Consider the following 26,847-nt stretch of genomic DNA (forward strand, 5'->3'; position numbering starts at 1 on the left):
CGGCCCGGCAAGAACAAGAACGCGTCGGGCAAGAAAACGGCTCGCAACGCGAGCGCAGCGCCACCGCCAGCATCGTCCGCACCGTCGATCGCATCGTCCACGCCGACACCCTCCACCGCTACGGCCAGCCCCACGCTGCCCATTGCGGCATCCGCTGCCACGCCGCCTATAGCGATACCCGCCGCCATGATCATCAACGCCACCACACCTCCCGCACCGATCGATCCGCCCGCCACCGATGCCGCAGCGGCCAGCGCCAGCGCCAGCGCGACGACTCCGGCGCCGGCCGCCACCGCGCCCGCTGCCGCGGCGTCGCCTGCGCCTGCAGAATCCGCGGCGCCGGCCGCGCCCGACCCGGCGAATACGCCGGCCGCGACCGCGGCAGCGGCCACCGCTGCGCCGCCGCCGAGCGACGCGCCGACGGCTCCCGCGGCTGCCGCAGATACGCCTGCAACGACGCCCGCAACGACGCCGGCCGACGCGAGCGCAAGTGCGAGTCCGGCGACGTCCGCTACGCCGGCTGCGCCTGTCGATCCGAGCGCGCCGGCGGCTACGGCAACGCCCGCCGCTGCCGCACCCGCGGCATCGACGGCACCCGCAGCACCCGCAGCAGCGGGTGCCACGTCGCCGAGCGATGCCGCCGCGACGTCGCCTGCCAGCGCCGCCGCGGCACCGTCCTCGGCCGCCGCCGCGGGCACGCCGCCGTCGACTCCTGCGACTCCTGCGACGCCACCGCCCTCGCCGCTGGCCGCGGCGCGCAGCCTGGCGGTCGCCAAGAGCGTCGATCCGCCGACGCCGGCTCCGCCGCCGACCGACGCGCTCAATCAGCAGATCGTGCAGGCGGTCCAATTCACCAACGCCGAGACCGCGTCGTATGCGCCGTCGCAGATCGCGACCGGGCCGGACATGATGATCAGCCAGGCCGCCGGCCTGGTGGCGCAATCGGCCGCGGCCTATTTCGACGGTGTCAGCAAGATCGCGCTGGCCAGCCAAGGCATCCTGATGCGGCAAATGACCCAGGACCTGGTCGACAACCACCTCGAGAAAGCCGCCGAGGACGCGTTGGGCATTCTCGCCACCGACATCCTCATGGGCGCGGCCGCCGCCGTTGCCGCCGCTGCCGGTGCGATGGAAGCCGAGTCGGCGAGCTTCGCCATCGACCGCATCGATTCAAGCATCGCCAAGTACTCCTCGCTGCTGCAGAACCGCAAGGGCAGTTGACCGCCGCGCCGTCCCGCGCGGGCGTGAACGCACGCCCGCGTCGGCCCGCCGTCGCCGCACCGCACCCACAGGACCCGGGCCATGGCTTATTTCGCCTTGCCGTCGCTGACATTGCCGAGCTATCGCTTCGACTACCACAGCCGTTTCGCCGGCATCCTGCCGGTCGAAGATGCGGCGTCGGTGGCCGGCGACTCGCTGCAATTGCCGGTCGCGTACAAGGTGCAGGGCCGCGACGGCACGGTCGAAGTGCAGGCTACGGTCGCCATTGCCAAGGGCCAGCAACTGTCGTTGGCCGCGGCCTTCGGCGGTGGCGAAGCCGACGACGCCCAGGCCGGTCGCGGCGCGGTGTCCTTGTTTCTCAAGGCGCTGTCGTGGATGGAGGAGAGCAATCCGCTCGCCAGCCTGGCCGCCAGCGGCAACCGCGCGCGCTACGAGCGCGGCGAATGCATCGCCGAGAATCTCTACATCGCCTGCGTCTGCTTGACCCGTTGGTTAGGCCTGAACCTGCGCCGCGGCATCGCCGCCACCGACCCGGTGCTGTACAAGACCGTGCGCGGCGCGCTCGAGGCCCTGGTCAAGGGCGCGAAGCCGAACGCCTCGACGACGCTCGACCAGCTGATGCCGGCCTTGCGTTACTTCAACCGCAAGATCTACAGCGCCGGCCAGTACACGCCGTTCGACGATGCCTGCTGCGCACGCTCGTTCGCGATCAGACGGCTGCGCGCCGAGCCCGATGGCGAAACACGCTATCTGCAGTGGATGGCGATGAGCCTGCGCTATCTCGAACAGCAGGGCGTCGCCCATGTGCAGACGGCCATCGGCGAGGACGAGATCCGCGCGGCCAATGCTGTCGTCGCGAGCTACAACCGAGCCCGCCAGACCCAGTACAAGCTGCTGGCGCGGACCTCGGCGGTCTACGCCGGCGCGCAGGCGCTCGAACGCGATCTGAGCGCCAGGATCCTGCCCCTGTTCGAAGATCCGAGCCTCGGCGAGGTAATCGGCATCGACCTGCCCGGCAGCGGGAACAGGGGCGGCCACTACGCCGAGTTGTTCGCGTTTCTGACCGCGCAGCAGCAGGTTCAACCGAGCCCGGAGCTGACCCGTTTCTTCGGTGCCGGCGCGGGCGCGCGTGCCTTGCAACTGACCAACCACATCCAGTGCGGAGAAGACGCGGGTCTGTCTTCGGACAATCGCTCGGCGATCGGCTATGCCATGGCCTATTCGTTGCGGTTGCCGGCGACGGGTTTCTATCGCGCCTATTCGGACTATGTCTTCGCCTGCCTGGCCGCGGCCAAAGGGCGCCAGGCCGAGGAGGCGCGCGACAGCGCGGGCACGCCGCCGCATCGGACCTACGACGTCTCGGGATTGTTCGACGAGATGTTCCGCAACGACAGCCTGACCTGCGACGGCCTGACCTTGCGCCGCTACGACGTCGCCAGCGCGCGCACGCGCGAGCGGGTCGACTCCGCCGGCAAACGCAACACGATGGCCTTGTGCGAATCGCTGGATCTGCCGTCGTCGGAGCAGGGCCCGAGCTATTACGAGCTGTTGACGGCGAACGCCAGCCTGCTGGGGTTCCGACTCGGCCACGCCTGCCACTACCGCAGCTTCGTCGCCGCGAAGTACCCCTTCATCGCCTTCGACACCCATCTGGGGGGGCATGCGGTCACCGGCGCTCCGGGATGGTTCGCTTCGACCCAGGGCGGCCTCGACGGCTATGTCGACACCGACCTGCTGCGCGTCGCGAGCGACAGGCTGATGTTCACCGGCCTGCAGGCCCTGAGCGCCGCGCAGATCGCCCAACTCATGAGCCTGGTGCGCGATGCCGCGACGCTGGCCGATCTGTTCGTCGCCGGCAAGCCGGTGATCCAGGAGCAATTGGCCGCGGCGATGGCGCTGATCGCGAGCGTCGCCAACCTCGACCGCGCCTATGCCGCATTCCAGGCCTTGGTCGAAGCCCTGGCCGGCGACAGCGGCGTGCGCAGCGTCTGGTTCGCGGCGCTGTGCCGGGCCCTGAACCTGTTCATCAACTGGCGTTCCTACCTGCTCGGCTCGGATGCGCAAGGCCTCGAACACAGCGATATCCAGGACGAATTCCTGCGCACGATCGTGCTGCTGGCCTACGACCTGGTGCCTTTCGAGGCCTCCGCGTCGAGCCAGGGCAACGTCGGCGCGCAGTTGCAACAACTGGTCGCCAGCGTCTCGGCCGCCTACTGGCAGGCCACGGTCGGCCCACTCGCGGCTTTTGCCGGCACGCGGCAAATCACTGCGTCGATCGCCGGATACAAGGCGCCGGCGTCCGTCGTCACCGTCACGCGCAAGCCCAGCCCGGCCTGATCGGCGACCGCATTGCGTATCGCATCCCTTGTAAGACCGGAGTTCGCAATGGACGAGAATCTGCATTACCTGCTGCACGAGGAACTGGAAGGTCTGTTCGATCTGCCGGCGGTCAAGGCTGCGCAAGCGGCGTCGCAACAGGCGGTGGAGCAGGCCGTATCGGCGGCGCACGCCGCATCGAGCGAGGCGATGGAGCACGCGCTCGCGCCGGCATCGGCGCCGCCGGTGGCGCCGGCGACCGCGCCGGTAGCGGATCCGGCGCCGCCGGCCGAGCCGGCCGCGGACGGTGACGAGCTGATCGAGCGCTTCCTGCGCCCGGACGTACTCGAAGCGCTGACGAAACTGGCCGGGGTGTCGCCCGAGCAGGTCCTGACGGCCTTGGCCAAGCTGGCCGGCGTGCAGCCCCAGCAGGTGCTGAGCGCGTTGCTGAAGCAGTTGGGAGCGCGCTGATGTCCGCCGCCCCTCCCGATGCAAGCTTCGCCAGCGCAGCGGCCGTCAACGGCGCCGCGCTCAATGGCGCCTCGCTCAATGGTGCCTCGATGAGCCGAACCGCCGCCGATCCGATCCGCACCGAACTGGACCATCACGTCGGCCTGTTGGCCTTGCACGTGCTCGGCCGCGAACTCAGCGACGGAGAACGCATGCAGGTGAGCGCGGCGCTGGATGCGATCGACGCCGATTCCAAGGCGCGCGCAGCGGCGCCGGCCGGCGCGCCGACGGTCGGACAGCTCGGCCGTTCGCAGGCCGGCAACCTCATCGAATCCGGCCGTCAGCGCATCGAGGACGTGATCGAGCAAAGCCTGCGCCGTACCCAGGCGACGGTGCGCAAGGATGCACGCGCCGAGCGCGAAGCCGAGGCGGCGGTGCTCGGCGCGGTCGAGCGCGCCACCTCGCTCGACGATCTGCGTCCGCCCAAGCCGCCGCCGGGCAACGCAGGCGCTGCCGGCGAGCGGCCGATGATCGCGCAGATCGCCGATCAACTCGCGCACCTGGTCCAGCTCGAAGTCGAGGCCTGCTTCGACAAACAGTTCGGGCCGCTCGCCAAACAACTGCAAAGCGTGATCGACGCCGCGAAGGACAACGGCCTGATCCCGAAGACCCAGAATTCCGCGCCATCGGACGAGTCGCGTGCCGATGCGGAAAACAGCGGAAATTCCGCTGCAAAACCCGATCGGGACAACAACTAAAACACGCCGCCAAGGCGCCAGCATCGGCTTCACAACGCGATAGATGACTCGTTCTTCCAACACGTACGGCATCGGCCGTACTTCATCCCTCCAAGGAGTTCAACATGGCTTTCCCTACCGCCGTCAACGATCAAATCACCGATGCCGTCACCCAGTCCAACGTCAAGGTCATCGGCGAGGCGCCTGCCTTCGCGATGGGCTCGATCTACCAGTCGATGGCCCACTCGACCGGCATCCTGTTCGAAAACGCCGTGTCCGCGCAGCAGCAGCAGAACACGCTGGCGCAGGCGGCGGCCAACCAGGGCGTGATGCAGATCTACAGCCTCGACACCACCGCCGCCGCCGGTGCGACCGAAAAGATCGCCCAGACCGGCGTGTCGGACAACCTGACCAGCCTGCTGACCGTGCTGCGCGCGTTCAAGCCGTAATCGGTTCGATTCGCATACCTCGCAGCCGTTCGGGCCTGACCGCGACGGTCAGGCCGCAGATGCCGGTCCGCGCTCGCGCTGAGCCGGGCCGGCATCCGGGCTCATTCGCTTTCCAGTAATCGCCAACCGAGGATTTCTTCATGGCCTTTCCCACCGCAGTCAACAACCAGATCACCGACGCCGTCACCCAGTCCAACGTCAAGGTCATCGGCGAAGCGCCGGCCTTCGCCATGGGCTCGATCTTCCAGGCCGCCGCGCACTCCACCGGCATCCTGTTCGAGAACGCGGTTTCCTCGCAGCAGCAGCAGAATTCGTTGTCGCTGGCCGCCGCCAACCAGGGCGTGATGCAGATCTACAGCGTCGACACCACCGCCGCCGCAGGCGCCACCGAGAAGGTCGCTCAGACCGGCGTGGCGGACAACCTGACCAGCCTGTTGACCGTGCTCACCTCGTTCAAGCCGTCGCCGTACGCGTAATCCGCAAGGGACACGATGCCGGGCCGCTGCTGGCGCCGGCATCGTACCGGCTCCTGCGTGCCGGGTTCGCGCTGGCGGCGCCGCAACGGCGCCGCACCTCCGACACAGCTCGATCGACGGATCTCGCCGCTCGCCGCAGGCTCCGAACGCAGACGATCCACAGGGGGCGTTATGCAACGTGCCATCGGCCGCATGCGCGGCCACCATGATCGCGGCCTCGTCGCCGCCCGGACTTACGCAACCGCCAGCTCGGGCACGCGGCCGCCCGTATGTGCGTGACACTCGAAGACAACATCGCCGTGCGCCGGCGCCGCTGGGGCCTGGATCGCTGCAACCTCCTGCGCGGTTTGCCGGCGACGCTGCTGGAACACATCGCCCGCCATTCCACCGAACTCAACCTCGAAGAAGGCGATGCGCTGTTCTTCAAGAACGATTCCAGCGACTTCCTCGCCTTCGTCATCCACGGGCGGATCTATAAGCTGCTGTACGGTCCCGATGGCCAGGAGCTCATCGTCGACACCATCGAAAGCGGCGAAACGGTCGACGAAACGCCGTTGCTCGACAATCACTCGCATACCTTCACCGCGGTGGCCTACAGTCCGACCCGCGTGCTGTTGCTGTCGCGCCGCCACTTCCCGAGCCTGACGGCGGACCCGGCGGTCATCGAACGCGCCCATGCCTCGTTGTGCATGCGCTTGCGGCAAGCGGTGGAAAGCCTGGAGACGATGTGCCTGCATCGCCTCGAATCGCGCCTGGCGAGGTATCTGTTGTCGCTGATGCGGTCGCAGACGCGTCCGCGCGAGGACAGTTTCGAGGTCGCCCTGCCGCCGACCCAGAGCATCCTGGCGGCGATGGTCAACGCCAGCCGGCCCAAGTTGAACGCGCAGTTGCAGACCTGGCACCGCAGCGGCCTGGTCAGCCGCAAGCGCAACATCCTGCGGATCAACGATATCGACCAGTTCCGCTGCAAGGCCTATCTCGGACGCGATGCCGAGAAGCCGCACGCACGGGCCCGTTCTACCGCGGCCCGCCACAGCGCCTGAAGCGGACGCCTTCGCGCCCGTTTCGATTCGCAGCTATTTCAACATCGGCCCGAGCCGAGTCCACACGTGATCGCGCAGCTTCGGCTGCGCGCTCGCGATCGGATGCAGGTTGTCGGCCTGGAACGCGGCGCGGTCGAGGGCGATCGGTTCGAGCAGGAACGGCAGCAGGGCGGTGCCGTGCTGGTTCGCCAGTTCGCGGAAGTTGCGCTCGAAGCCCTGGGTGTACTCCTTGCCGAGGTTCGGCGGCATGCGCATGCCGATCAGCAGCACCTGTGCCTTGGCCGCCTTGGCCGCGGCGATCATGCGTTCGAGGTTGGCCCGGCTCTGCGCCAGTTGCAGTCCGCGCAGGCCGTCGTTGGCGCCCAGTTCGATCACCACGACGGCCGGACGGTTGCGCTGCAGTTCGCCGGCGATGCGCGAGGCGCCGCCGGCGGTGGTTTCGCCGCTGATGCTGGCGTTGACCACCTTCCAGCCGGGCTTGGTCTTGGCGATGCGCTCGGCGGTCAGCGCCACCCAGCCTTGCGAGGCGGCCAGGCCGTAGCCGGCCGACAGCGAGTCGCCCATGAACAGCACGGTGCGTGCCGCCTTGGCCGCCGGTGCGGCGACCGCAGGCTTGGCCGAGGCTCGTGGGGCGGTCGCCGGTTGAGCCTGCAGCGGCGCCCAAGCGCTCAGCAGCACGGCCGCGGCCAGCAGCGCGGCGTGGGCGCCACGACCAACGGCCCATTGAACGCGGCCCGGCGATGCCGCATATCGTTCTTTCCGGGCCGCGATATCGCCGGCCGGGCCGCAGGTGCGGTCCGGGGCGGTGCTGGCGACGGCGGCGCTCGCGTCGCCGAGATCCCCGAAATCGAAGCCCCCGCGGTTGCAGTTCTTAAAACTCATTTAATAACGTCTCCCGAAGATACGGCGAGGCAAGCAGATAGGACGATCATGGCAGCTTCCAACCTGGCCGATTCGATCATGGCCGATTCCATCGTGAAGGGTCGCGACGGGACGCACGCTGAAGCGGTATCGCGTGCGGCGGTGCCGACCCTCGAGGTCGACCGGCTGAGCAAGCGCGTGGCGCTGCCGTCGGGCGAACTCACGATCCTCGATGGGGTCGGATTTTCGATCGCCAAGGGCGACACGGTCGCGATCGTCGGGGCCTCCGGCTCGGGCAAGAGCACCCTGCTGTCGTTGATGGCGGGCCTGGACTCGCCGAGCAGCGGCACGGTCGTGCTCGACGGCGAACCGATTTCCTCGCTCGACGAGGACGGCCGTGCGCGCGTGCGCAGCGAGAAAGTCGGCTTCGTGTTCCAGAGCTTCCAGCTGTTGCCATCGCTGACCGCGTTGGAAAACGTGATGCTGCCGCTGGAACTGCGCGGCGACCGCGATGCCTTCGCGCCGGCGCAAGCGATCCTGGCCAAGGTCGGCCTGGGCCAGCGCCTGGATCATTACCCGCGCCAGTTGTCCGGCGGCGAGCAGCAGCGCGTCGCGCTCGCGCGCGCCTTCGTGACCCGGCCGTCGTTGTTGTTCGCCGATGAGCCCACCGGCAATCTCGACACCCACACCGGTCAGGCGATCATCGAATTGCTGTTCGAACTCAACGCCGATGCCGGCACGACCTTGGTGCTGGTGACCCACGACGAGCACCTGGCCGAGCGCTGCCATCGCCGCATCCGCCTCGACAGCGGCCGCCTGGTGCAGGAGTGAGCGGCATGCCCCGCACCGTGTCCCTGGCGTGGCGGCAACTGCGCCGCGACCTCAAGGCCGGCGACGTGCGCATCCTGCTCGCGGCGCTGGTATTGGCCGTGTTGGCGGTGACCGCGGTCGGCTTCGTCACCGATCGCGCCGAACGCGCGTTGACCATCGAAGCCAATCGCCTGCTCGGCGGCGATGCAGTGATCCGGGCCGATCACCCGATCGAAGGCGCCCTGCGCCGGGCCGCGTCGGTGCCGGCGCTGCGCCGCGCCGAAGCCACCGAACTGCAGACCATGATCCGGGTCGGCGAACGCCTGCAACTCGGCGATCTGCGCGCGCTCGGCGAAGGCTTTCCCTTGCGCGGCAGTTTCCGCATCGTCGATCGCGCCGGTGGCGCCGAACGCGATGCGCAGGGCGTGCCGGCGAAGGGCACGGTGTGGATGAGCCGCGCCGGCGCCGACACGCTCGGCGCGCAGATCGGCCAGAGCATCGCGATCGGCGATTCCAGCCTGCGCTTGGCCGCGCTGGTGGTGCAGGAACCGGATGCCTCGCTCGACTATTTCAACATCGCGCCGAAGGTGTTCCTCAACGCCGGCGATCTGCCCGCGACCGGGCTGGTCCAGCCCGGCAGCCGCATCCGCTATCGCCTCGTCGTCGCCGGCGCGCCCGGTGCGGTCGAGCGTTTCGTCGCCGCGGCCAAGCCCGCGCTGCAACGGGGCCAGCGCCTGGAAACCATCTCCGACGCGCGTCCGGAAGTGCGTTCGGCGCTCGACCGCGCCGGCCGTTTCCTCGGTTTGGCCGCGCTGGTCTCGGTGGTGTTGGCGGCGGTCGCGGTGGCGATGGCCGCGCGCCGCCACAGCGAGCGCCATTTGTCCGGCACCGCGGTGATGCGTTGCCTTGGCGCCAGCCAGCGCACCCTGGTCGGCATCCACGTCGGCGAGATGGTGTTGCTGGGCTTGATCGCGAGCGCGATCGGTGTCGCGCTCGCCTTCGGCCTGCAATGGCTGATCGGCGGTTGGCTGGAACAGGCCTTGAAGATGTCGATCCCGGGCGCGGGCTGGTTGCCGGCGGTGCAAGGCTTCGGTGTCGGCATGGTGGTGTTGCTCGCCTTCGGCGCGCCGCCGGTGCTCGCGCTGCGGCGCGTGCCGGCCCTGCGCGTGCTGCGCCGCGATCTCGATCCGACCGAGCCCAGCGCCTGGGTGGTCGCGATCGTCGGCCTGCTCGGCCTCGGCGCGCTGCTGTGGTGGAAGGCCGGTTCGGTCGCGCTCGGCGCGGCCATGCTCGGCGGCATCGCCGCGACTCTGGCGGTGCTCGCTTTGCTGGCCTGGGGCTTGATCGTGGTGGTGCGCCGCCTGCGTTCGCGCTTGCGCGGCAGCCTGCGCTACGGCCTGGCCAACGTCAGCCGCCGCGCCGGCACCAGCATCGCCCAGGTCTCGGCGCTCGGCCTGGGCCTGATGGCCTTGCTGCTGCTGACCTTCGTGCGCACCGATCTGCTCGATCGCTGGCAGCTGTCGTTGTCGGCCGATGCGCCGAACCGCTTCATCATCAACGTGCAGCAGGACCAGATCGCCGACGTGCGCCGTTTCATCGGCGAGCAAGGCCTGCCGGCGCCGACCCTGTTTCCGATGATCCGCGGGCGCCTGGTCGCGCACAACGGCAAGGCCGTCACCGGCGCCGACTATGCCGAGCGCGGCGAGCGCGCCAAGCAATTGGCCGAGCGCGAATTCAATCTGTCGGTCGCCGACAGCCTGCGCTCGGACAACAAGATCGTCGACGGCACGTTCTGGGCCGCGCGAAAGCTCGCCCGGCCCGAGGTTTCGGTCGAAGAAGGTTTCGCCGAGGAGCTGGGCTGGAAGCTCGGCGACCAGGTCGGCTTCGACATCGCCGGGCAGAACTTCCAGGCCACCGTCACCAGCCTGCGCAAGGTCGATTGGGAAAGTTTCCGCCCGAACTTCTTCGTCATCGCTTCGCCCGGTTCGCTCGACGGTTATGCGGCGAGCTACATCACCGCGATGAACGTGCCGGCCGAGCGCACGCGTTTCACCTCGCAGTTGGTCGAACGCTTCCCGAACCTGTCGGTGATCGACATCGACCAGGTGCTCAAGCAAGTGCGCAGCACTGCCGATCAGGTCTCGACCGTGGTCGAGGTGGTGTTCTATTTCTCCCTGGTCGCCGGCGTGCTGGTGTTGATGGCGGCGGTCAGCGCGAGCCAGGACGAACGCTTGCTCGAAGGCGGGGTGATGCGCGTGCTCGGCGGCAGCCGGCGCCAGTTGCGCCTGGCCCAGGCCTCGGAGTTCGCCGCGATCGGTCTGTTGTCCGGTTTGACCGCGGCCATCGCTGCCTCGGTGCTGGCCGGCGTGGTCGCGGTGCAGGTGTTCGATCTGCCTTGGGAATTCGACGCGCGCATGGCCGCGTTCGGCGCCGCCGCCGGCGTGCTGGCGGCCTTGGCGGCCGGCATGTTCGCCACTCGCCGGGTGCTGGACGCACCGCCGTCGGTGACCTTGCGCGAATTGCAGGGCTGAGTTCGGCGAGCCGACCTCACTGAACTTCGGCTTCGATAAGCCCCTCTCCCGCGTGCGGGAGAGGGGCGCGCGCAGCGGTGAGGCTCACCGATCTTGGGTCACTCGCTGACCTGCGGCTCCGCCTGGAATCGGCGCGCATAGCCGCGCTCCTGCGCGACCCGCTCGACCTCACCGTCGGCCAGGTCCGGTGCCGCATACACCGCATAGACCGTATCGTTCTGCCGCAAGCCGACGTGGTGCAAGCGGTAACGCGAGTGGCCGCTGCCGGTGTCGGGCGGGTAATGGCGCGGCGGCGTGCCGTCGTCGAGATCGAGTTCGCTGTTGTCGACGGTGCCGCCGATGAAAAGGGCTCGCATCGTGGGTCGCTCCTTGGGCTGGACGATGTTCCATCCTCGCGGTCGCGGCGTTGCGTGGCGATGAAGCCGCTGTTGCGCAGCCGCAACGACGCCGCAGCGCGAACGCGCCGACGACGATCACTCGCCCGGCGAGAGGTGGCCGGAAAACACCCGGTGCCGCGGGTGCAGGCGCAACCATAAGGTCTGCGCCAGCAACAACACGGCGATCGCCACCGCGCCCCAGGCGGCGATCTGCGCGCCATGCAAGACCGACCCGGATTGTTCGACGTAGACGCCGGCCAGGCCCCATAGCGCGGCGATCGTATAGCCGGCGTTGCCGCGCATGCGCGCGTTCAATAGCAACAGCAGCGCGGCGGCTGCGGCCAGCAGCACCAGGCTCCAGGCCAGCATGTCGTCGGTCGGCAACAGGCGATAGGCGACGATCACCTGGGCGGTGTTCAGGAACGCGGCCAGGCTGAGCCAGCCGGCATGTAAGGAGATCGGGAACTTGGCCCAGGCGATCTGCCCGGGCAGGGGGTGGCTGTCGCGTGACAGCAGCACCGCGCAGCGGGCCAGGCAGGCCAGAGCCAGCCAGATCACCGCCAAGGCCAGCCAGAACCACTGTTGGGAGAAGATCGGCATCCACAGCGCGGTCAGGGTGAAGCCGGCGGCCGCGGCCGGGCGCAGCCGGCGCAGGCTGTCGGCGCCGCGATAGCGCCCGCGCAGCTGCCAGAAGGCGAAGATCAGGTCGCCGAGGAAGATCGGGCCCCAGATCGCGAAGGCGTAGCCGGCCGCGACCAGCAGGGTGGGGTAGCGGTCGGAGATCGTGCCGTTGTCGGGGCCGAACACGCCCTGTTGGGAAAACCAGGCCACCGCGGGCATCAACAGGGCCGCAATCAGGACGGGCAGGCGCATGAGGCATGCATTCCGTTGGATGCGATGCCGACACCCTAGCGCGGTCGCGCGTAAAATCCGTGCGATGACCGCCATTCAGAATTCCCCGCATGCGCGTTGACCGCTCCGACGACGCGCTCGACACCCTCTTCCAGCCCCTCGCCGACGGCGTGCTGCGCTGGCCCGAACAGGGCGGCGCGCTGTTCCTGCACGCGCGCGACGGCATCGGCCTGCGTCAGCAGCCGCGCCCCGGCCTGGTCTGCGAACAGGGCTTCAAGCCCGAAGTCGACGCCTTGCACCGCGCCGGCCTGGACACGGTCGACCTGGACACGCTCGACCCGGCCCGGCGCTTCCCGCTGGTGCTGGTGCTGCCGCCGCGCCAGCGAGACGAGGCACGAGCGCTGTTCGCCCAGGCGATCGCGCGCACCGCACCCGGCGGGCGCGTGCTCGCCTGCATGCGCAACGACGAGGGCGCGCGTTCCGGCGAGACCGACCTGGGGCGCATCGCCGGCCCGGTCGGCAGCCTGTCCAAGCGCAAATGCCGCGCGTTCTGGACCGCACCGCTGGACGGCGCGGCCGATCCTGCCCAGGCCGCGGCCTGGGCGGCGTTCGACGCGCCGCGCGAGATCCTCGGCGGCCGCTTCGTCAGCCGCCCCGGGGTGTTCGCCTGGGACCGCATCGACACCGCATCGGCCTTGCTCGCGGCGCACCTGCCGAGCGATCTGCGCGGCCATGCGGCCGATCTCGGCGCCGGCTACGGCTATCTTTCGGCCGAATTGTTGGCGCGTTGCCCCGGCGTCGTCGCCGTGGACCTGTACGAAGCGCAGGCGCGCGCGCTGGAACTGGCGCGAACCAATCTGTCGCGCGTGGCGACGACGGCCGAGCTCGAGTTCCACTGGCACGACGTCACCGCCGGCCTCGACCGCGGTTACGACGTGATCGTCAGCAACCCGCCGTTCCACGGCCAGGGCCGCGACGAACGCCCCGACCTGGGCCGCCGCTTCATCGCCGTCGCCGCCGAGGCCTTGAACCCCGGTGGTCGCCTGTGGCTGGTGGCGAACCGCCATCTGCCCTACGAATCGGTGCTCGACGAACGCTTCGGCCAGGTTCGCATCGTCGCCCAGCGCGGCGGCTTCAAGGTCGTCGAAGCGATCAAGCATTCGAAGGCTCCGGGCAGGGCGCGCGCATGAAACTGGTCAAGCTGATCGCCAATCTGGGCTATGGCAGCCGCAAGGACGTCACCGCGATGTTCCGCTCGGGCCGCATCACCGATGCGCAGGGCGAGGTGCTGTACGCCGACGACAAGGTCGCGCACGAGGCGATCCGCCTCGACGGCGAGCCGCTCGATCCGCCGGCCGGCCTGACCCTGCTGTTGCACAAGCCGGTCGGTTACACCTGCTCGACCAAGGACCCCGGACGTATCGTCTACGACTTGCTGCCGCCGCGTTTTCGCGCGCGTTCGCCGTTGTTGTCCTCGGTCGGCCGGCTCGACCGCGAGACCAGCGGCCTGCTGTTGTTCACCGACGACGGCGGTCTGCTGCATCGGATCGTGTCGCCGAAGGCGCAGCTGGCCAAGGTCTATGAGGCCACGCTGGCCGCCGATCTGCGCGGCGACGAGAGCGCGATCTTCGCCAGCGGCGAGCTGATGCTGGAGTCGGAACAGACGCCGTTGGCGCCGGCCGTGCTCGACGTGGTCGCCCCGCGCCAGGCTCGCCTGACTCTGACCGAAGGCCGCTATCACCAGGTGCGGCGCATGTTCGCCGCGGTCGGCAACCACGTCGAAGCCCTGCACCGCAGCCGCATCGGCGGCTTGTCGCTGGGCGATCTGCCGAGCGGGCAATGGCGCCGGCTGGACGCGTCCGATATCGAGACCTTGTTCCGTGGTTGAGTCCGGGTTGCCGCCGATCGATTTCGTCCCCGATGCGGTGTTGTTCGACATGGACGGCCTGATGCTGGACAGCGAGCGCGCGATGCTCGAGACCTGGCGCGCCGCCGCGGTGGAGGAGTCGATCGAAGCCGACGACGCGCTGTGGCTGAGCATGGTCGGCATGCACGATCGCGCCAGCCACGCGATGCTCGCCGAGCGCCTCGGCGCCGACACGGCCTTGCGCCTGCGCGACGCCGGCGACCGCCTCTACGACGCGCGCGTCGCCGCCGGCCTGCCGCTCAAGAGCGGTTTGATCGACTTGCTGGACCTGCTCGATGCGCACGGTATCCCGAAGGCGGTCGCGACCTCGACCCGCCGCGAACGCGCGCTGGCGAAGCTGACTTCGAGCGGCCTGATCGAGCGGTTCGCGGTGATCGTCACCGGCAGCGACGTCGAGCATGCGAAGCCGGCGCCGGACATTTATTTGTTGGCTGCACGGCAGCTCGGTGTCGATCCGCGCCGTTGCCTGGTGCTGGAAGATTCCGAGCCCGGCGTGCGCGCTGCGCTCGCCGCCGGCGCAACGCCGATCCAGGTGCCCGACCTGGTTCCGCCGCGCGCGGAATTGCGCGGCCTGGGGCACCGCATTGCCGATTCGCTGGTGCAGGCGCGCACTTTGTTGGATAGGGCGCTGGGTGCGCGCGCGGCGGCTGCGGGCTAAGCGCGGGCTGGTCGGGCTGGTGTAGGGCAAGAGCAACTCCCACCCTGGCCCCCCTTTGCAAAAGGGGGGAAGTGCTTCCGGGCAGGTGCTCTTCGCCATCGGATGTATCCGTCGCTCGCGGACTTTCAAGCCGATGCGAACGTGCTAGCCGTGGCGAGCGGCCCCGAGTCTGCAACCTGCCAGCGAATCCATACATCAAGTCGCGCTGGCTGTTTCCCCCTTTGGAAAGGGGGGAAGGGGGATTTGCTCTGCTCTGCCCGTCGCCCCTGCCGTCCACCGAGCGTTAGCCAATCAACCCGCCATCAGCTTGCGCCAGCCCTCCAGGCCGAGCTTTTCCAAGGTCGCCAGATTGCGTTCGACGATCACGTCCGGATCGGGGAAGGCCGCGACCGCGCGTTCTACGCTGGCTTCGCGCAACAGATGCAAGGTCGGGTAGGGCGAGCGGTTGGTGCAGTTGCCGACGTCGTCGTAGGCGGTGTCGGCGAACTGATAGTCCGGGTGGAAGCTGGCGACCTGGATCTCGCCTTCCAGGTCCAGCGCGGCGACCGCGCCGTCGGCGAGTTCCAGGAAGTCGTTGAAGTCCAGGAACTCGTTCAAGACGTGCGGATGGATCAGCACGGTAGTGTCGATCAGCTCCGGGTCGCTCTGCTCCAGCAGCACCAGCTCCGAGGCCAGCTCTTCCAGCAGGGCTTCGGTCGTCGTGGCCTCGCTGAGGACGAAACGCACCTGGCCCTTGGCCAGCACCGCCTTGGCGAAGGGGCACAGGTTCAGGCCGATCACTGCGCGCTCCAGCCAGCGCCGGGTCGCCGCGATCGGGTCGTCGCCGGACGGGGCCATCGCGCTCATCTCAGTCGCGGAAGTTGTCGAACTGCAGCGGGCGCTCGAATTCGCCGCCCTTGAGCAGTGCCATCACCGCCTGCAGGTCGTCGCGCTTCTTGCCGGTGACGCGCAGCTTGTCGCCGTTGATCTGGGTCTCGACCTTGAGCTTGGCGTCCTTGATGGTCGCGGCGATCTTCTTCGCCAGCTTTTGCTCGATGCCCTGCTGGACGGTGATCTTCTGGCGCGCGCGGGCCAGGTTGGTCTCGACGTCGCCGAATTCCAGGCAACGGGCGTCGATGTTGCGCGCGATCAGGCGCGCACGCAGGATCTGGGTCATCTGCTCGAGCTGGAATTCGCTCGGCGCCGACTGGGTGATGCTCTTGTCGTCGAGGACGAACTCGGCATCGACGCCCTTGAAATCGAAACGGTTGCCGAGTTCGCGGTTGGCTTGGTCGACCGCATTGGTGAGTTCGTGGGTGTCGACTTCGGACACGACGTCGAAGGAAGGCATGGCACACTCGCTGGGGGGAGAACCGGCAAAGGGTAACGCAAGCGCGGGGGCGATATGCACTGTTGCGGCGGGCCGACGCCCCGCTCATCGGGGCGCCGATAAACTCCGTTCACCCGTTTCCAGGATCCGACCTCATGCACAAAACCGCCGCCTACGCCGCCGTCGATGCGCGCACGCCGCTGGCTCCGTTCTCGATCGAGCGCCGCGAGCCGGGCCCGAACGAGGTCCTGATCGACATTCTCTATTGCGGCGTCTGCCATTCCGACATTCACCAGGCCCGCGACGAGTGGGGCGGTTCGGCCTTCCCGATGGTGCCGGGTCACGAAATCGTCGGCCGGGTCGCCCGGCTCGGCGCCAACGTCAAGAGCTTCCAGCTCGGCGACGCGGTCGGCGTCGGCTGTTTCGTCGATTCGTGCCGCGAATGCCCGCAGTGCCGGGCCGGCGAGGAGCAGTACTGCGACCAGGGCATGACCGGCACCTACAACTCGCGCGAGCGCGGCACCGGGGCGCCGACCTACGGCGGCTATTCGACCCGCATCACCGTCGACCAGGACTACGTGCTGCGCATTCCCGAGTCGATTCCGCTGGATCGCGCCGCGCCGCTGTTGTGCGCCGGCATCACCACCTACTCGCCGTTGAAGCATTACGGGGTCAAGGCCGGCGACGAAGTCGCGGTGGTCGGCCTCGGCGGCCTGGGCCATATGGCGGTCAAGATCGCGGTGGCGATGGGTGCGCGGGTGACCGTGCTGAGCACCTCCGAGTCCAAGCGCGAGGCGGCGCTGGCGCTGGGAGCGCAGGCCTTCGCCGCCACCCGCGACAAGGCGACCTTCAAGACGCTGTCGCGTTCCTTCGATTTCATCATCGACTCGGTGTCCGGCGATCACGATTACAACGCCTACCTGGGCCTGTTGAAGTTCGACGGCACCATGGTCCTGCTGGGCATTCCGGAAACGCCGTCGACGGTCGCCGCGGGCGCGCTGATCATGCAGCGGCGCAAGCTCGGCGGCTCGCTGATCGGCGGCATTCGCGAAACCCAGGAAATGCTGGATTTCTGCGCCGAACACGGCGTGGCCTCGGACATCGAGCTGATCGACATCGCCCAGATCAACGAGGCCTACGAACGCATGATCAAGGGCGATGTGCGCTACCGCTTCGTCATCGACATCGCCAGTCTGGGCCAGGCGGCCTGAGGCGAGCCCGGGACGGCCGCCGAACCGCGGCCGTCGCTCTCGACTTCGTCGTCCCCAGCACGACCGCCTTCTCGAATCCGTCATCCCGGGCGCGACTGCTGTCCTCGATTCGGCCCTTCCCGCGCAGGGCGTTTCCTCGATTTCGTCATCCCCGCGAAGGCGGGGATCCAGGGCTCGTCCGAGTAGAGCGCTGAAGTCTCTACGTCTGCGGCCCGGCCAGGGCGCATCGCGCCCTGGCGTTCACGGAGGTGCGAGCCGGTGGCTCGCAAGCACGTCCGCTCCCCCCAGCCTGCACGGGATGGCGAGCAAAAGTGAGCGCTCCGAGCCTCACGGGGTTACAAGGTGAGGTCGCCATCCCAAGCCGCCTCCTTCGCGCGGCCTTGGCCCGGCCTACCGCTAAGCTGCCGCCATGCCCCTGTTGCTGCTGATTCCGCTGGCCTTGCTCCTCCTGCTGATGCTGTGGGCGGTGCTGTTGCCGCTCGGGCTGATCCAGCGCTATCGCTACGGCAAGGCCCGGCGCCGGGCCCTGCCGTGGGCGGTGCGGCTGGCGGCGGCCTTGTCGCTGCTGTCGCTGCTGATCTTCTTCGTCAGCGCCTGGCTGGTCGGCTACTGGATCGCCGATGCCCCGCTGTATGCCGCGCTCGGCTGGGGCGCAGGCCTGTTGCTCGGCGTGCTAGGCGTCTACCTGACCCGCTTCGAGTACGAGGCCCAGAGCCTGTACTACACGCCGAACCGCTGGCTGATCCTGGGCCTGACCCTGGTGGTCGCAGCGCGGATCGTGTTCGGCCTGTGGCAGGCCGCGCATGGCTGGAGCGACCATGCCAGTTGGTTGCCGCGGCAAGGCAGCCTGCTCGCGGTGGGCGGCCTGCTGCTCGGCTACTACCAGGCCTACAGCGTGGGGCTCGGACGCCGGCTGCGTCGGCGCGGCTGAATCTGCTCTGCCGCGGCTGGCTCTGTCGGCGCCGGCCCGGGCGGCATCGTCCCGGTCTCATCGCGTCCGCCGTCGGCCGGATGACGCGCGCAGGCGCGGCGGGCAAGATAGACGGTCCCGCTTCGATCGGCCGACATGTCCTTCTCGTCACACCACCGCTTCCTGTCCTGCGCCCGGCACGCCGCTTGCGCCGGCCTGCGCTCGTCATGAGCGTGGCGCATCCGCATCGCCGTCGCGCGATGGCGACCATGCTGGTCGCGGTGGTGATGTTCTCGATCATGGACGCGCTGCTGAAGCTGCTGTCGGCGCACTACCAACCCTTCCAGGTCGCCGCGCTGCGCGGCGCGTCCTCGCTGCCGTTCGTGCTGACCTGGGCGTTGGCCAGCGGCGGGCTGAAGCCTCTGCTGCGGGTGCGCTGGTCGCTGCATCTGCTGCGCGGCGTGCTCGGCATCGGCATGATGGCGACCTTCGTCTACGGCGTGCATCGGTTGCCGCTGTCGACGACGTATTCGATCTTCTTCATCGCGCCTTTGCTGATCACCGCGCTGTCCGGGCCGATCCTCGGCGAACGGGTCGGGCCGCGGCGCTGGGTCGCGATCGGCATCGGCCTGATCGGCGTGCTGGTACTGCTGCGGCCGAGCGGCGAGGGCATGCTGAGTCTGGCCGCGCTGGCGGTGTTGGCCGCGGCGTTGGGCTATGCGGTCAGCGCTATTACCGTGCGCCTGCTGTCGCGCACCGACAGCACCCAGGCGATGATGGTCTGGCTGATGGTGATGTTGACCCTCGGCGCCGGCGCCCTGGCCTTGCCTGCGTGGGCGCCGATCCGCGGCGAAGACCTGTGGCTGATCGCCAGCCTCGGCGTCGCCGGTTCGATCGGGCAATACGCGGTCACCGAAGCCTTCCGCCTCGGCGAGGCCTCGCTGATCGCGCCGCTGGAGTACACGGCCTTGATCTGGGGCGTATTGCTCGACCTCAGCTTGTGGGGCGTATTGCCCGATTCGACGACCTGGATCGGCGCCGCCATCATCGTCGCCAGCGGGCTGTATTTGCTGCGCCGCGAACGCGTCCACGTCGAGGCCGAACATCCCTGAGCGCGGTGCCGTTCTGGCCGAGGCTCACCGAAACTCCTGCTGTCTCACCCAAGGCACCGCAGCGCAGCGCTTTCGCCGCAGCGCGCCATGACGATTTCTTCGCCACGGCGTAGTGTCGAGGGGTAGTCAGGGGGAGAGCCACGATGACCTCGCTCGTCCACGCGCCGGGAGCGCCGTGTTGGTTCGAGTTGGCGACCGACGGCCAGGTCGCGGCCGAGGCGTTCTATTGTGCTTTGTTCGGTTGGACCATCGAACGCACCCCGATGCCGGACAGCAGTCCGTACACGATCTTCAAGCTCGACGGCCACGACGTCGCCGGCGCCTACAGCCTGGTGCCCGGCGCCTGGCCGGGGCCGGACGGCAGCAGCGTGCCGCATTGGGGCGTGTATTTCCGCGCCGCCGACTGCGACACCGTCGCCAAGCGCGCCGTCGCGCTGGGCGGGCGTTTGATCGCCGCGCCGTTCGAGCTCATGGAGCATGTACGCATGGCGGTGTGCAGCGATCCGGAAGGCGTCGCCTTCCTGCTCGCCCAGCAGCGCGCGCATCCCGGCGTCGACCGCCTCGGCGTCGACAACGCCGTGTGCTGGGCCGAACTGGCCACGCGCGACCTCGACCGCGCCGAAGCCTATTACCGGCGCTTGTTCGGTTGGCGCATGCAGGCGCAGCCGGCCGCGGCGAGCGGCTACCGGGTGTTTTCCGACGATCGGCGCAGGCTCGGCGGCCTGATGCAGATGGGACCGGAGTGGGGCGACATGGCACCGCATTGGTCGATCTATCTGCAGGTGCGCGATGTCGATGCCTGCGTCGCGCGCGCGGTGGCGCTCGGCGGTCGCGTCCTGCTGGCGCCGTTCGACGCCGGCGCCGACCGCATCGCGCGCCTGAGCGATCCGAGCGGGGCCGCGTTCTACCTGATCCGCGTGGCCGATCCGCAGGCCTTCGCCTGAGCGCTGGCGACGACAACGCACCGAGCGATAGCGGTCGAAACGACAACGGGCTCCCGAAGGAGCCCGTTGGGTGTTGCGTAACGATGCGATCAGGCGATCAGAAGCGTGCGCCGACGCCGATACCGACGGTCACCGGGTTCAGCTCGGCTTCGCCGACCTTGAGGCCGTTGAGCTTCACGTCCGACTTGCCCTGCATGTAGCGCACGTCGGCGCGGGCGAACCAGGTCGGGGTGATGTTGAGGTCGACGCCGGCGGTCGCCATCGCGCCCTTGGCGTTCTCGACGCCCAGGCGCTGGCCGGCGATCGGGGTTTCGTTGCTGTAGTTGGCTTCGTAGTAGCCCAGGCCCAGGAACGGACGCACGGTGCTGTCGGCGGTACGGAAGTGGTACTGGCCGCTCAGCGCGATGGGCTGCGAATCGACGCTGCCGATCTTGCCGCCGCCGGCGTTGACGCGGTGACCGAACTTGTCGGCCGAACCCCACGCCTCGATGGCGATGTTGTCGTTGATGTAGTAGCTGGCGCTGAGCGTGGCCGCGCCTTCACCGTCGAGATCGGTGCGTACGCCGCCGATCAGCGGGTTCTTGGTCGGCTGGCTGAGCGCGTAACCGCCGACGACGGCGAAGCGCTTGCCGCTCGCGGTGTCGGTGGTGGTGGAATCCTGAGCGAAGGCGGCCGGGGCAAAGGCCATGGCGCCCATCAGGGCAAGGGTCAAATGACGAAAGCGCATCATGGAGATATCTCCTGTTGTTGTGTTGTGTCGATGCCTTGGGGGAGGCGAGGCGCAAGATAGCCATGCACGCATGAACCGAACTTGCCGCGCGAACGCGGGTGAAGGAACTTTCACGCGAGCATCGTGTTAGACACGTGTTTTCAAGGGAAAAATGAACAAAATGAACCGTGCGCGACTTGCATGAACCTGCGTTCATCTCGTAACGCATGCACGCGAAAAATCATCGCTTGCGAGCGCTGTCCATGCGCAGGGACTCGTCGCGGATCGCACGCGGCGCAAGGGTTTCGCGTATTCGCCGCGACCGATGAACGATGTCGCGCGGCGCTGGCGCGTTCTTTGTCGACGCGGGCGCCGAGCGATCGGATTGCGCAAAGCCGCCGCATCGCCATGCCATGCCTGCTTCTCTGCATGAGCGATCGGCGAACCGGTGCGTTCCATGCCGGGAACGCAATGCACACCCGTATCGGTGCATTTGCGCGGTGATCGGCCTGGATCGGCGCAGAGCAGGCGACCCGTCCGCCGATCCAACCGCCACAGCCGGCAAGGCCAACGGCCATGACGAAGGTCACGCCGCCCATCGGCACGGGCCGGCGCGGCGGCGCTGCGGCATCCTGAACGCACTCCACCGTCGAGGACCCGACGATGCGCCCGTCCCACACGTTCCGACTGACCGCCCTGGCCGCACTGACGCTGGCCTGCGGTTCGAGTTTCGCCTCCAACATCCATGTCGACGCCAGTTGCGAAATCGACAGCGGCTATTTCCTGACCCTCAACGAGCGCAGCCTGATCCTGACCCGCGAGAGCGGCGAGCCGAAGGCCATCGTGATGCGCCAGGGGCGTTTGTTCGTCGACGACCGCTGGATCGCGCTCGACGCCGCCGACGCGCGCCGCCTGGCCGAGTTCGAACGCGGCACCCGCGCGGCCATGCCGGAAGCGCAGCTGATCGGCCGGGAAGCCGCGGGCATCGCCTTCACCGCGCTCGGCGAGGTCGCCGCGGCGCTGGGCAACCATCCCGAGCGCACCCGCGCCCACGTCGAGAAGGCGCGCCAGCAGCTCGATGCCCGTCTGAGCCGGGTGATCACCCCGACCCACTTCAGCGGCAAGGCGCTCGGCGACGGCATCGGCGATGCGCTCGGCGACACCCTGCCGACGGTGATCGGCGAGGTCGTCGGCGGCGCGGTCACCGCCGCCTTCAGCGGCGATGTCGGCCGTCTGCAGAAGCTCGACGACCTGGATGCCAGGATCGAAGCCGCGGTGCAGCCGCGCGCCGACGCGCTCGGACGCCGCGCCGAAGGCCTGTGCCGGCAGATGCGCGCGCTCGATGTACTCGAGGACGCACTGGAATACCGCTACCAGGGCCAGCCGCTGGATCTGTTGCAGGTCGAGTCGACGCCGGGCAAGTCGGGCAAATCCGCCAAGCCGTGACCGGCGCACGGCAGTACTGGGGCGTACGCTGGCACCGCCGGTGTGCGTCCCGGTGCTGCTTAGCCCTTTAGTGGGTATTGGCCGGCAACGCGGTTGGCGTGACCGCCTGCAACCGCCACAATAGGGTTTTCGCGCATTGCGGAGCCCCACGAAATGGCTGAGCTGAAGGAAGCACGCGTCCCCGACATCGGCGACTACGACGGCGTACCCGTCATCGAACTGCTGGTCGCGGTCGGCGACACGGTCACCCAGGACCAGGGACTGGTGACGCTGGAATCGGACAAGGCCACGATGGAAGTGCCGGCACCGTTCGCCGGCGTGGTGCGCGAGCTCAAGGTCAAGATCGGCGACCAACTCGCCGAAGGCAGCGTGGTCGCGCTGATCGAGCCAACCGAAGGGGAAGCCAAAGCAGCGCCTGCTTCGCCGCAAGAGCCGGCAAAACCCGCCGCGCCCGCAGCTGCGGCACCCGCTCCCGCCAAAGCCGAAACCCCCGCCGCAGCCAAGCTCGAAGCCCCGGCCGCCCCTGCAGCGATCCCCGGCGCCAACGCCGGCACCGACCCCGAAGCGATGCCGCCGCGCACCCCGCCGGTGGCGTTCACCGCCGACGAACTCATGCCCGACAAGGTGCCGTATGCGAGCCCGGCGGTGCGTCTGTTCGCACGCGAGCTCGGCGTCGACCTGGGCCGAGTCAGCGGCAGCGCACGCGGCGGCCGCATCAGCAAGGAAGACGTGCAGTCCTTCGTCAAGGGCGTCATGCAGGGCGGCGGCGCGGTCGCCGCGACCGGCGGCGCGCCGGCCTCGAACGGCGGCGGCCTCAACCTGCTGCCGTGGCCGAAGGTCGACTTCAGCAAGTTCGGCGAGACCGAGACGGTCGCGCTGTCGCGCATCAAGAAGCTCTCCGGCGCCAACCTCGCGCGCAACTGGGCGATGATCCCGCACGTCACCCAGCACGACGATGCCGACATCACCGAGCTCGAAGCGCTGCGTGTCGCGCTGAACAAGGAAAACGAGAAGTCGGGCATGAAGCTGACCATGCTCGCCTTCCTGATGAAGGCCAGCGTGGCCGCGTTGAAGAAGTACCCCGATTTCAACGCCTCGCTCGATGCCTCCGGCGAAAACCTGACCCTCAAGAAGTATTTCCACATCGGCTTCGCCGCCGACACCCCGAACGGCCTGGTGGTTCCGGTGGTGCGCGACTGCGACAAGAAGGGCGTGCTGCAGATCGCCAAGGAAACCGGCGAACTCGCCGCCAAGGCGCGCGACGGCAAGCTCGGCCCGGCCGACATGAGCGGCGGTTGCTTCTCGATCAGCTCGCTCGGCGGCATCGGCGGCACCTCGTTCACGCCGATCGTCAACGCGCCGGAAGTCGCCATCCTCGGCGTGTCGAAGTCGGCGACCAAGCCGGTCTGGGACGGCAAGCAGTTCGTGCCGCGCCTGCTGCTGCCGCTGTCGTTGTCCTACGACCACCGCGTCATCGACGGCGCCGCCGCCGCGCGCTTCACCGCCTACCTGGCGCAGTTGCTGGCCGATCTGCGCCGCGTGCTGTTGTAAGCGCGGCACGCGTCGGCGATGGCTTCCCGCTCAGGTTCCGTAGTGCGCATCGCGTCGCTGCCGTCATCGGCGGCGGCGCGGAGCAGGCTACCGTGCCAGGCCGCCCTGCCGATTTCGCCCGACGCTGGCCATGCTGCCGCGATGCGCTCCGGTCCGCGACCGGGACACGTCATTGCGGCCGCGCCGGCCTCGCAAGCTCCACGCCCCGACGCCCGCTGTTCTCCATAGGATTGCCCGCCGTAATGAGCCGCATACCGAACGTCTCCGCTCCACGCCGTCTTGGCCGCATCGGCCTGATCGCCTTGCTGCTGGCCGCTCCGTTGGCTCATGCCGCCGATGGCTGCCAAGTGTCCCTGGGCCGCGGTTGGCCGCCGGCTACCGAAAACCACGGCTCGGCGGTCGAGCAACTGCTCGCGGCCAAGGCCGAGCCTGGCCTGCGTCTGACCTATCTGCCGGCGCGCGGCGTCGAGAGCGGCCTGATGCTGATTCCGGGCGAGAGCGCTTGGACCCTGCGCCACGCCACCGCCAGCGAGCGTGTCGCGGCCTGGAGCTCCTCGCGCCGCAGCTCGGCGCTGGAACTGCGGGTGGACCAGGAAGTCGAGAACGAAGAGGCGCCGATGCCGGCCGTCCTGGCCCAGCGCCTGGTCGCGAGCTGGAAGCGCGCGCTGTCGACGCTGGCGCCGGAAGGCAAGGCCGCCGAGTTCCACGAGCAGGACCAGTTGATCTTCGTCGTCGACGGCTTGCGCATCAGCGGTGTGCGCCCCGATTGCGGGCCGGGCGAATCGATCATGGAACAGGTCGGCCTGATGACCGAGGCGGCGAACGAAAGCGAGTCCAAGCGCGAGCGCCGCTGGCGCGCGCTGGAAGAATCGCTGGACGAATTGGACAAGCGTCTGGCCGAAGCCGCATCGGCGCCGGCGAGCTGATCCGGCGTACGCGCCGCCCCATGCCAGGCCGTCGCGCTGCGATGGCCGCCCCCACGACGGACGCTTCGAGCGCGCCGTCGGCCCGAGATAGAACAAAGGACGCAGCGTCATGGCCAACAACATCGAAGTGAAGGTTCCCGACATCGGCGGCTACGACGACGTGCCGGTGATCGAATTGCTGGTCGCCGTCGGCGATACGGTGAAGAAAGACCAGGGCCTGGTCACGCTGGAATCGGACAAGGCGACGATGGAAGTGCCCTCGTCGGCCGACGGCGTGGTCAAGTCGATCAGCGTCAAGATCGGCGACAAGGTCTCCGAGGGCGCGGTGATCGCGATCCTCGAAGCCGAAGGCGCAGGCGAGGCGCCGAAGCCGGCCGCGGACAACAGCGCAGCGGCGCCGGCCGAAGCGCCGAAGCCCGCTGCCGCTGCGGCTCCCGCTGCGGCAGCAACGGCAACGGCAAGCAGCGCACCCGCGCCGGCCGCCGCCGCGGCGAGCGGCCGCAAGGCCGACGTCGAATGCCGCATGCTCGTGCTCGGCTCCGGCCCCGGCGGCTACACCGCCGCGTTCCGCGCCGCCGACCTCGGCCTCGACACGGTGCTGGTCGAGCGCTACGCCAGCCTCGGCGGCGTCTGCCTCAACGTCGGCTGCATTCCGTCCAAGGCGCTGCTGCATGCGGCCGCGGTCATCGACGAGGCCGAGCACGCCAGCGATTACGGCGTCAGCTTCGGCAAGCCGAGCATCGACCTGGACGCGTTGCGCAAGTACAAGGAAAAAGTGGTCGGCCAGTTGACCAAGGGCCTGGCCGGCATGGCCAAGCAGCGCAAAGTGCGCGTGGTCTCCGGTACCGGCAGCTTCGTCTCGCCCAACGAGCTGGAAGTGGCGGGCGAGGGCGGCACTCAGTTGATCCGCTTCGAGCAATGCATCATCGCCGCCGGCTCGCAGGCGGTGAAGCTCGGCAATTTCCCGTGGGACGACCAGCGCGTGATGGATTCCACCGACGCGCTGGAGCTGGCCGAGATTCCGCAGAAACTGCTGGTCGTCGGCGGCGGCATCATCGGCCTGGAAATGGCCACGGTGTACCGCGCGCTGGGCAGCGAAGTCACCGTGGTCGAGTTCATGGACCAGCTGATGCCGGGCGCCGATCCCGATCTGGTCAAGCCGCTCGCCGACCGCCTGAAGAAGCAGGGCGTGGCGGTGCATCTGAAGACCAAGGCCGCGGCCACCGAGGCGCTGAAGGAAGGCATCAAGGTGTCCTTCGAAAGCGCCGAGGCCGGCAAGGCCGCCGCGCTCGAGGCGACCGTCTATGACCGCGTGCTGGTCGCGGTGGGCCGCGCGCCGAACGGCGGCAAGATCGGCGCCGACAAGGCCGGCGTCAGCGTCACCGAACGCGGCTTCATTCCGGCCGACCGGCAGATGCGCACCAACGTGCCGCACATCTTCGCCATCGGCGATCTGGTCGGTAACCCGATGCTTGCCCACAAGGCCACCCACGAAGGCAAGCTCGCCGCCGAAGTGGCGGCCGGCGAGAAGAAAGAGTGGGTGGCGCGGGTGATTCCGTCGGTGGCCTACACCGATCCGGAAATCGCCTGGGTCGGCGTCACCGAGAGCGAGGCCAAGGCCAAGGGCCTCAAGGTCGGCATCGGCAAGTTCCCGTGGGCCGCCAGCGGCCGCGCGATCGGCATCGGCCGCACCGAGGGCTTCACCAAGCTGATCTTCGACGAAGCCACCCACCGCATCGTCGGCGGCGGCATCGTCGGCGTGCACGCCGGCGACCTGATCGCCGAGATCGGCCTGGCGATCGAGATGGGCTGCGAAGTCGCCGACATCGGCCACACCATCCACCCGCACCCGACCCTGAGCGAATCGGTCGGCATGGCCGCCGAGGTGTTCGACGGCACCATCACCGATTTGTATATCCCCAAGAAGAAGGGCTGATCAGCTCTCGGCGGGCAGCGTCGGCAGGGCGCCGCCCGCATTACGATCTGAGTTGCGGGCTAGCGATCCCAGGGTAGGAGCGGCG

The 26,847-nt window shown here is 68.7% G+C and carries 26 protein-coding genes; 20 read left to right on the forward strand and 6 right to left on the reverse strand.

Translation table 11 applies throughout. From position 1 onward, the window contains the following. The first annotated feature begins 186 nt into the window (after positions 1 to 186). From ACTJJK_RS04900 to ACTJJK_RS04930, 7 genes are all read left to right on the forward strand, one after another. Positions 187 to 1,221 carry a hypothetical protein gene (locus tag ACTJJK_RS04900; protein WP_440729644.1) on the forward strand — a complete coding sequence of 345 codons (1,035 nt, stop codon included), beginning with the start codon at positions 187 to 189 and terminating at the stop codon, positions 1,219 to 1,221. Between the two features lie 81 nt (positions 1,222 to 1,302). Further along, positions 1,303 to 3,558 carry a hypothetical protein gene (locus ACTJJK_RS04905; protein WP_440729645.1) on the forward strand — a complete coding sequence of 752 codons (2,256 nt, stop codon included), beginning with the start codon at positions 1,303 to 1,305 and terminating at the stop codon, positions 3,556 to 3,558. A gap of 48 nt (positions 3,559 to 3,606) precedes the next feature. Beyond that, complete coding sequence (locus ACTJJK_RS04910) at positions 3,607 to 4,008, forward strand: hypothetical protein (RefSeq protein ID WP_440729646.1); 402 nt, start codon at positions 3,607 to 3,609, stop codon at positions 4,006 to 4,008. Then, complete coding sequence (locus ACTJJK_RS04915) at positions 4,008 to 4,745, forward strand: hypothetical protein (protein WP_440729647.1); 738 nt, start codon at positions 4,008 to 4,010, stop codon at positions 4,743 to 4,745. Before ACTJJK_RS04910 ends, ACTJJK_RS04915 begins: the two co-directional genes overlap by 1 nt. Positions 4,746 to 4,849: 104 nt before the next feature. Next, positions 4,850 to 5,173 carry a RebB family R body protein gene (locus ACTJJK_RS04920; RefSeq protein ID WP_031371092.1) on the forward strand — a complete coding sequence of 108 codons (324 nt, stop codon included), beginning with the start codon at positions 4,850 to 4,852 and terminating at the stop codon, positions 5,171 to 5,173. Between the two features lie 140 nt (positions 5,174 to 5,313). After that, positions 5,314 to 5,649, forward strand: a complete 336-nt coding sequence (locus ACTJJK_RS04925; RefSeq protein ID WP_031371093.1) for a RebB family R body protein — start codon at positions 5,314 to 5,316, stop codon at positions 5,647 to 5,649. Between the two features lie 269 nt (positions 5,650 to 5,918). After that, positions 5,919 to 6,692 carry a Crp/Fnr family transcriptional regulator gene (locus ACTJJK_RS04930; RefSeq protein ID WP_081930655.1) on the forward strand — a complete coding sequence of 258 codons (774 nt, stop codon included), beginning with the start codon at positions 5,919 to 5,921 and terminating at the stop codon, positions 6,690 to 6,692. 33 nt (positions 6,693 to 6,725) lie between these two features. Here ACTJJK_RS04930 and ACTJJK_RS04935 read toward each other — a convergent pair whose 3' ends face one another. After that, entirely contained in the window at positions 6,726 to 7,574 is an 849-nt protein-coding gene (locus ACTJJK_RS04935; RefSeq protein ID WP_440729648.1) for an arylesterase, read from the reverse strand. A gap of 48 nt (positions 7,575 to 7,622) precedes the next feature. Here ACTJJK_RS04935 and ACTJJK_RS04940 point away from each other — a divergent pair, with 48 nt between their 5' ends. Continuing rightward, positions 7,623 to 8,384 carry an ABC transporter ATP-binding protein gene (locus tag ACTJJK_RS04940; RefSeq protein ID WP_223620892.1) on the forward strand — a complete coding sequence of 254 codons (762 nt, stop codon included), beginning with the start codon at positions 7,623 to 7,625 and terminating at the stop codon, positions 8,382 to 8,384. Between the two features lie 5 nt (positions 8,385 to 8,389). After that, entirely contained in the window at positions 8,390 to 10,894 is a 2,505-nt protein-coding gene (locus ACTJJK_RS04945; protein ID WP_223620893.1) for an ABC transporter permease, read from the forward strand. A 98-nt stretch (positions 10,895 to 10,992) separates the two neighbouring features. Here ACTJJK_RS04945 and ACTJJK_RS04950 read toward each other — a convergent pair whose 3' ends face one another. Together ACTJJK_RS04950 and ACTJJK_RS04955 are read right to left on the reverse strand one after the other, a co-directional pair. Beyond that, the gene (locus tag ACTJJK_RS04950) at positions 10,993 to 11,250 is read right to left on the reverse strand and encodes a hypothetical protein (protein ID WP_031371098.1); all 258 of its coding nucleotides are present in this window, start codon (positions 11,248 to 11,250) and stop codon (positions 10,993 to 10,995) included. A 117-nt stretch (positions 11,251 to 11,367) separates the two neighbouring features. After that, positions 11,368 to 12,144 (reverse strand): hypothetical protein, encoded by a 777-nt coding sequence (locus ACTJJK_RS04955; RefSeq protein WP_223620894.1) that lies wholly within the window; start codon positions 12,142 to 12,144, stop codon positions 11,368 to 11,370. An 89-nt stretch (positions 12,145 to 12,233) separates the two neighbouring features. On the opposite strand from ACTJJK_RS04955, the gene ACTJJK_RS04960 reads away from it, so the two are divergent. From ACTJJK_RS04960 to ACTJJK_RS04970, 3 genes are read left to right on the forward strand one after another with little or no spacing between them, the layout of a single operon-like run. Further along, positions 12,234 to 13,313 carry a class I SAM-dependent methyltransferase gene (locus ACTJJK_RS04960; RefSeq protein ID WP_223620895.1) on the forward strand — a complete coding sequence of 360 codons (1,080 nt, stop codon included), beginning with the start codon at positions 12,234 to 12,236 and terminating at the stop codon, positions 13,311 to 13,313. Then, positions 13,310 to 14,011: a pseudouridine synthase gene (locus ACTJJK_RS04965; RefSeq protein WP_440729649.1), complete on the forward strand. Its 702-nt coding sequence runs from the start codon at positions 13,310 to 13,312 to the stop codon at positions 14,009 to 14,011. Before ACTJJK_RS04960 ends, ACTJJK_RS04965 begins: the two co-directional genes overlap by 4 nt. Then, positions 14,004 to 14,708, forward strand: coding sequence for an HAD family hydrolase (locus ACTJJK_RS04970; protein WP_440729650.1), 705 nt, complete (start codon positions 14,004 to 14,006; stop codon positions 14,706 to 14,708). The genes ACTJJK_RS04965 and ACTJJK_RS04970 overlap by 8 nt, the downstream gene beginning before the upstream one ends. 291 nt (positions 14,709 to 14,999) lie before the next feature. Here ACTJJK_RS04970 and ACTJJK_RS04975 read toward each other — a convergent pair whose 3' ends face one another. After that, positions 15,000 to 15,554, reverse strand: coding sequence for a DUF1415 domain-containing protein (locus ACTJJK_RS04975; protein WP_223620898.1), 555 nt, complete (start codon positions 15,552 to 15,554; stop codon positions 15,000 to 15,002). 1 nt (position 15,555) lies between these two features. Next, positions 15,556 to 16,038: a YajQ family cyclic di-GMP-binding protein gene (locus ACTJJK_RS04980; RefSeq protein WP_031371104.1), complete on the reverse strand. Its 483-nt coding sequence runs from the start codon at positions 16,036 to 16,038 to the stop codon at positions 15,556 to 15,558. A gap of 134 nt (positions 16,039 to 16,172) precedes the next feature. Here ACTJJK_RS04980 and ACTJJK_RS04985 point away from each other — a divergent pair, with 134 nt between their 5' ends. The 4 genes from ACTJJK_RS04985 to ACTJJK_RS05000 all read left to right on the forward strand — a co-directional run bounded on the left by ACTJJK_RS04985 (position 16,173) and on the right by ACTJJK_RS05000 (position 20,194). Continuing rightward, the gene (locus ACTJJK_RS04985) at positions 16,173 to 17,228 is read left to right on the forward strand and encodes an NAD(P)-dependent alcohol dehydrogenase (protein ID WP_223620899.1); all 1,056 of its coding nucleotides are present in this window, start codon (positions 16,173 to 16,175) and stop codon (positions 17,226 to 17,228) included. A 409-nt stretch (positions 17,229 to 17,637) separates the two neighbouring features. Continuing rightward, complete coding sequence (locus ACTJJK_RS04990) at positions 17,638 to 18,159, forward strand: DUF1453 domain-containing protein (RefSeq protein ID WP_440729651.1); 522 nt, start codon at positions 17,638 to 17,640, stop codon at positions 18,157 to 18,159. A 206-nt stretch (positions 18,160 to 18,365) separates the two neighbouring features. After that, positions 18,366 to 19,250, forward strand: coding sequence for a DMT family transporter (locus tag ACTJJK_RS04995; RefSeq protein ID WP_440729652.1), 885 nt, complete (start codon positions 18,366 to 18,368; stop codon positions 19,248 to 19,250). A 143-nt stretch (positions 19,251 to 19,393) separates the two neighbouring features. Further along, positions 19,394 to 20,194 carry a VOC family protein gene (locus ACTJJK_RS05000; RefSeq protein ID WP_440729653.1) on the forward strand — a complete coding sequence of 267 codons (801 nt, stop codon included), beginning with the start codon at positions 19,394 to 19,396 and terminating at the stop codon, positions 20,192 to 20,194. Between the two features lie 97 nt (positions 20,195 to 20,291). Here the strand turns inward: ACTJJK_RS05000 and ACTJJK_RS05005 are convergent, their stop codons facing one another. Next, positions 20,292 to 20,924, reverse strand: coding sequence for an OmpW/AlkL family protein (locus ACTJJK_RS05005; protein ID WP_031371109.1), 633 nt, complete (start codon positions 20,922 to 20,924; stop codon positions 20,292 to 20,294). Between the two features lie 642 nt (positions 20,925 to 21,566). Here ACTJJK_RS05005 and ACTJJK_RS05010 point away from each other — a divergent pair. From ACTJJK_RS05010 to lpdA, 4 genes are all read left to right on the forward strand, one after another. After that, complete coding sequence (locus ACTJJK_RS05010) at positions 21,567 to 22,349, forward strand: DUF2884 family protein (RefSeq protein WP_223620902.1); 783 nt, start codon at positions 21,567 to 21,569, stop codon at positions 22,347 to 22,349. Between the two features lie 153 nt (positions 22,350 to 22,502). Beyond that, entirely contained in the window at positions 22,503 to 23,900 is a 1,398-nt protein-coding gene (aceF, locus tag ACTJJK_RS05015; RefSeq protein WP_440729654.1) for a dihydrolipoyllysine-residue acetyltransferase, read from the forward strand. A 242-nt stretch (positions 23,901 to 24,142) separates the two neighbouring features. Next, the gene (locus ACTJJK_RS05020) at positions 24,143 to 24,826 is read left to right on the forward strand and encodes a hypothetical protein (RefSeq protein ID WP_440729655.1); all 684 of its coding nucleotides are present in this window, start codon (positions 24,143 to 24,145) and stop codon (positions 24,824 to 24,826) included. A 109-nt stretch (positions 24,827 to 24,935) separates the two neighbouring features. Beyond that, entirely contained in the window at positions 24,936 to 26,762 is a 1,827-nt protein-coding gene (lpdA, locus tag ACTJJK_RS05025) for a dihydrolipoyl dehydrogenase (protein WP_440729656.1), read from the forward strand. Positions 26,763 to 26,847 lie beyond the last annotated feature (85 nt).

Origin of the sequence: Lysobacter sp. 22409 (assembly GCF_052045105.1) — a bacterium.
Classification (GTDB): Bacteria; Pseudomonadota; Gammaproteobacteria; order Xanthomonadales; family Xanthomonadaceae; genus Lysobacter; species Lysobacter antibioticus_B.

Excerpts from the sequence above, each read along its gene's own strand:
- ACTJJK_RS04900 (WP_440729644.1), top strand. The coding sequence starts at position 187 with ATGATCATCAACGCCACCACACCTCCCGCACCGATCGATCCGCCCGCC.
- ACTJJK_RS04905 (WP_440729645.1), top strand. The coding sequence starts at position 1,303 with ATGGCTTATTTCGCCTTGCCGTCGCTGACATTGCCGAGCTATCGCTTC.
- ACTJJK_RS04910 (WP_440729646.1), top strand. The coding sequence starts at position 3,607 with ATGGACGAGAATCTGCATTACCTGCTGCACGAGGAACTGGAAGGTCTG.
- ACTJJK_RS04915 (WP_440729647.1), top strand. The coding sequence starts at position 4,008 with ATGTCCGCCGCCCCTCCCGATGCAAGCTTCGCCAGCGCAGCGGCCGTC.
- ACTJJK_RS04920 (WP_031371092.1), top strand. The coding sequence starts at position 4,850 with ATGGCTTTCCCTACCGCCGTCAACGATCAAATCACCGATGCCGTCACC.
- ACTJJK_RS04925 (WP_031371093.1), top strand. The coding sequence starts at position 5,314 with ATGGCCTTTCCCACCGCAGTCAACAACCAGATCACCGACGCCGTCACC.
- ACTJJK_RS04930 (WP_081930655.1), top strand. The coding sequence starts at position 5,919 with ATGTGCGTGACACTCGAAGACAACATCGCCGTGCGCCGGCGCCGCTGG.
- ACTJJK_RS04935 (WP_440729648.1), bottom strand. The coding sequence starts at position 7,574 with ATGAGTTTTAAGAACTGCAACCGCGGGGGCTTCGATTTCGGGGATCTC.
- ACTJJK_RS04940 (WP_223620892.1), top strand. The coding sequence starts at position 7,623 with ATGGCAGCTTCCAACCTGGCCGATTCGATCATGGCCGATTCCATCGTG.
- ACTJJK_RS04945 (WP_223620893.1), top strand. The coding sequence starts at position 8,390 with ATGCCCCGCACCGTGTCCCTGGCGTGGCGGCAACTGCGCCGCGACCTC.
- ACTJJK_RS04950 (WP_031371098.1), bottom strand. The coding sequence starts at position 11,250 with ATGCGAGCCCTTTTCATCGGCGGCACCGTCGACAACAGCGAACTCGAT.
- ACTJJK_RS04955 (WP_223620894.1), bottom strand. The coding sequence starts at position 12,144 with ATGCGCCTGCCCGTCCTGATTGCGGCCCTGTTGATGCCCGCGGTGGCC.
- ACTJJK_RS04960 (WP_223620895.1), top strand. The coding sequence starts at position 12,234 with ATGCGCGTTGACCGCTCCGACGACGCGCTCGACACCCTCTTCCAGCCC.
- ACTJJK_RS04965 (WP_440729649.1), top strand. The coding sequence starts at position 13,310 with ATGAAACTGGTCAAGCTGATCGCCAATCTGGGCTATGGCAGCCGCAAG.
- ACTJJK_RS04975 (WP_223620898.1), bottom strand. The coding sequence starts at position 15,554 with ATGAGCGCGATGGCCCCGTCCGGCGACGACCCGATCGCGGCGACCCGG.
- ACTJJK_RS04980 (WP_031371104.1), bottom strand. The coding sequence starts at position 16,038 with ATGCCTTCCTTCGACGTCGTGTCCGAAGTCGACACCCACGAACTCACC.
- ACTJJK_RS04985 (WP_223620899.1), top strand. The coding sequence starts at position 16,173 with ATGCACAAAACCGCCGCCTACGCCGCCGTCGATGCGCGCACGCCGCTG.
- ACTJJK_RS04990 (WP_440729651.1), top strand. The coding sequence starts at position 17,638 with ATGCCCCTGTTGCTGCTGATTCCGCTGGCCTTGCTCCTCCTGCTGATG.
- ACTJJK_RS04995 (WP_440729652.1), top strand. The coding sequence starts at position 18,366 with ATGAGCGTGGCGCATCCGCATCGCCGTCGCGCGATGGCGACCATGCTG.
- ACTJJK_RS05000 (WP_440729653.1), top strand. The coding sequence starts at position 19,394 with ATGACCTCGCTCGTCCACGCGCCGGGAGCGCCGTGTTGGTTCGAGTTG.
- ACTJJK_RS05005 (WP_031371109.1), bottom strand. The coding sequence starts at position 20,924 with ATGATGCGCTTTCGTCATTTGACCCTTGCCCTGATGGGCGCCATGGCC.
- ACTJJK_RS05010 (WP_223620902.1), top strand. The coding sequence starts at position 21,567 with ATGCGCCCGTCCCACACGTTCCGACTGACCGCCCTGGCCGCACTGACG.
- aceF (WP_440729654.1), top strand. The coding sequence starts at position 22,503 with ATGGCTGAGCTGAAGGAAGCACGCGTCCCCGACATCGGCGACTACGAC.
- ACTJJK_RS05020 (WP_440729655.1), top strand. The coding sequence starts at position 24,143 with ATGAGCCGCATACCGAACGTCTCCGCTCCACGCCGTCTTGGCCGCATC.
- lpdA (WP_440729656.1), top strand. The coding sequence starts at position 24,936 with ATGGCCAACAACATCGAAGTGAAGGTTCCCGACATCGGCGGCTACGAC.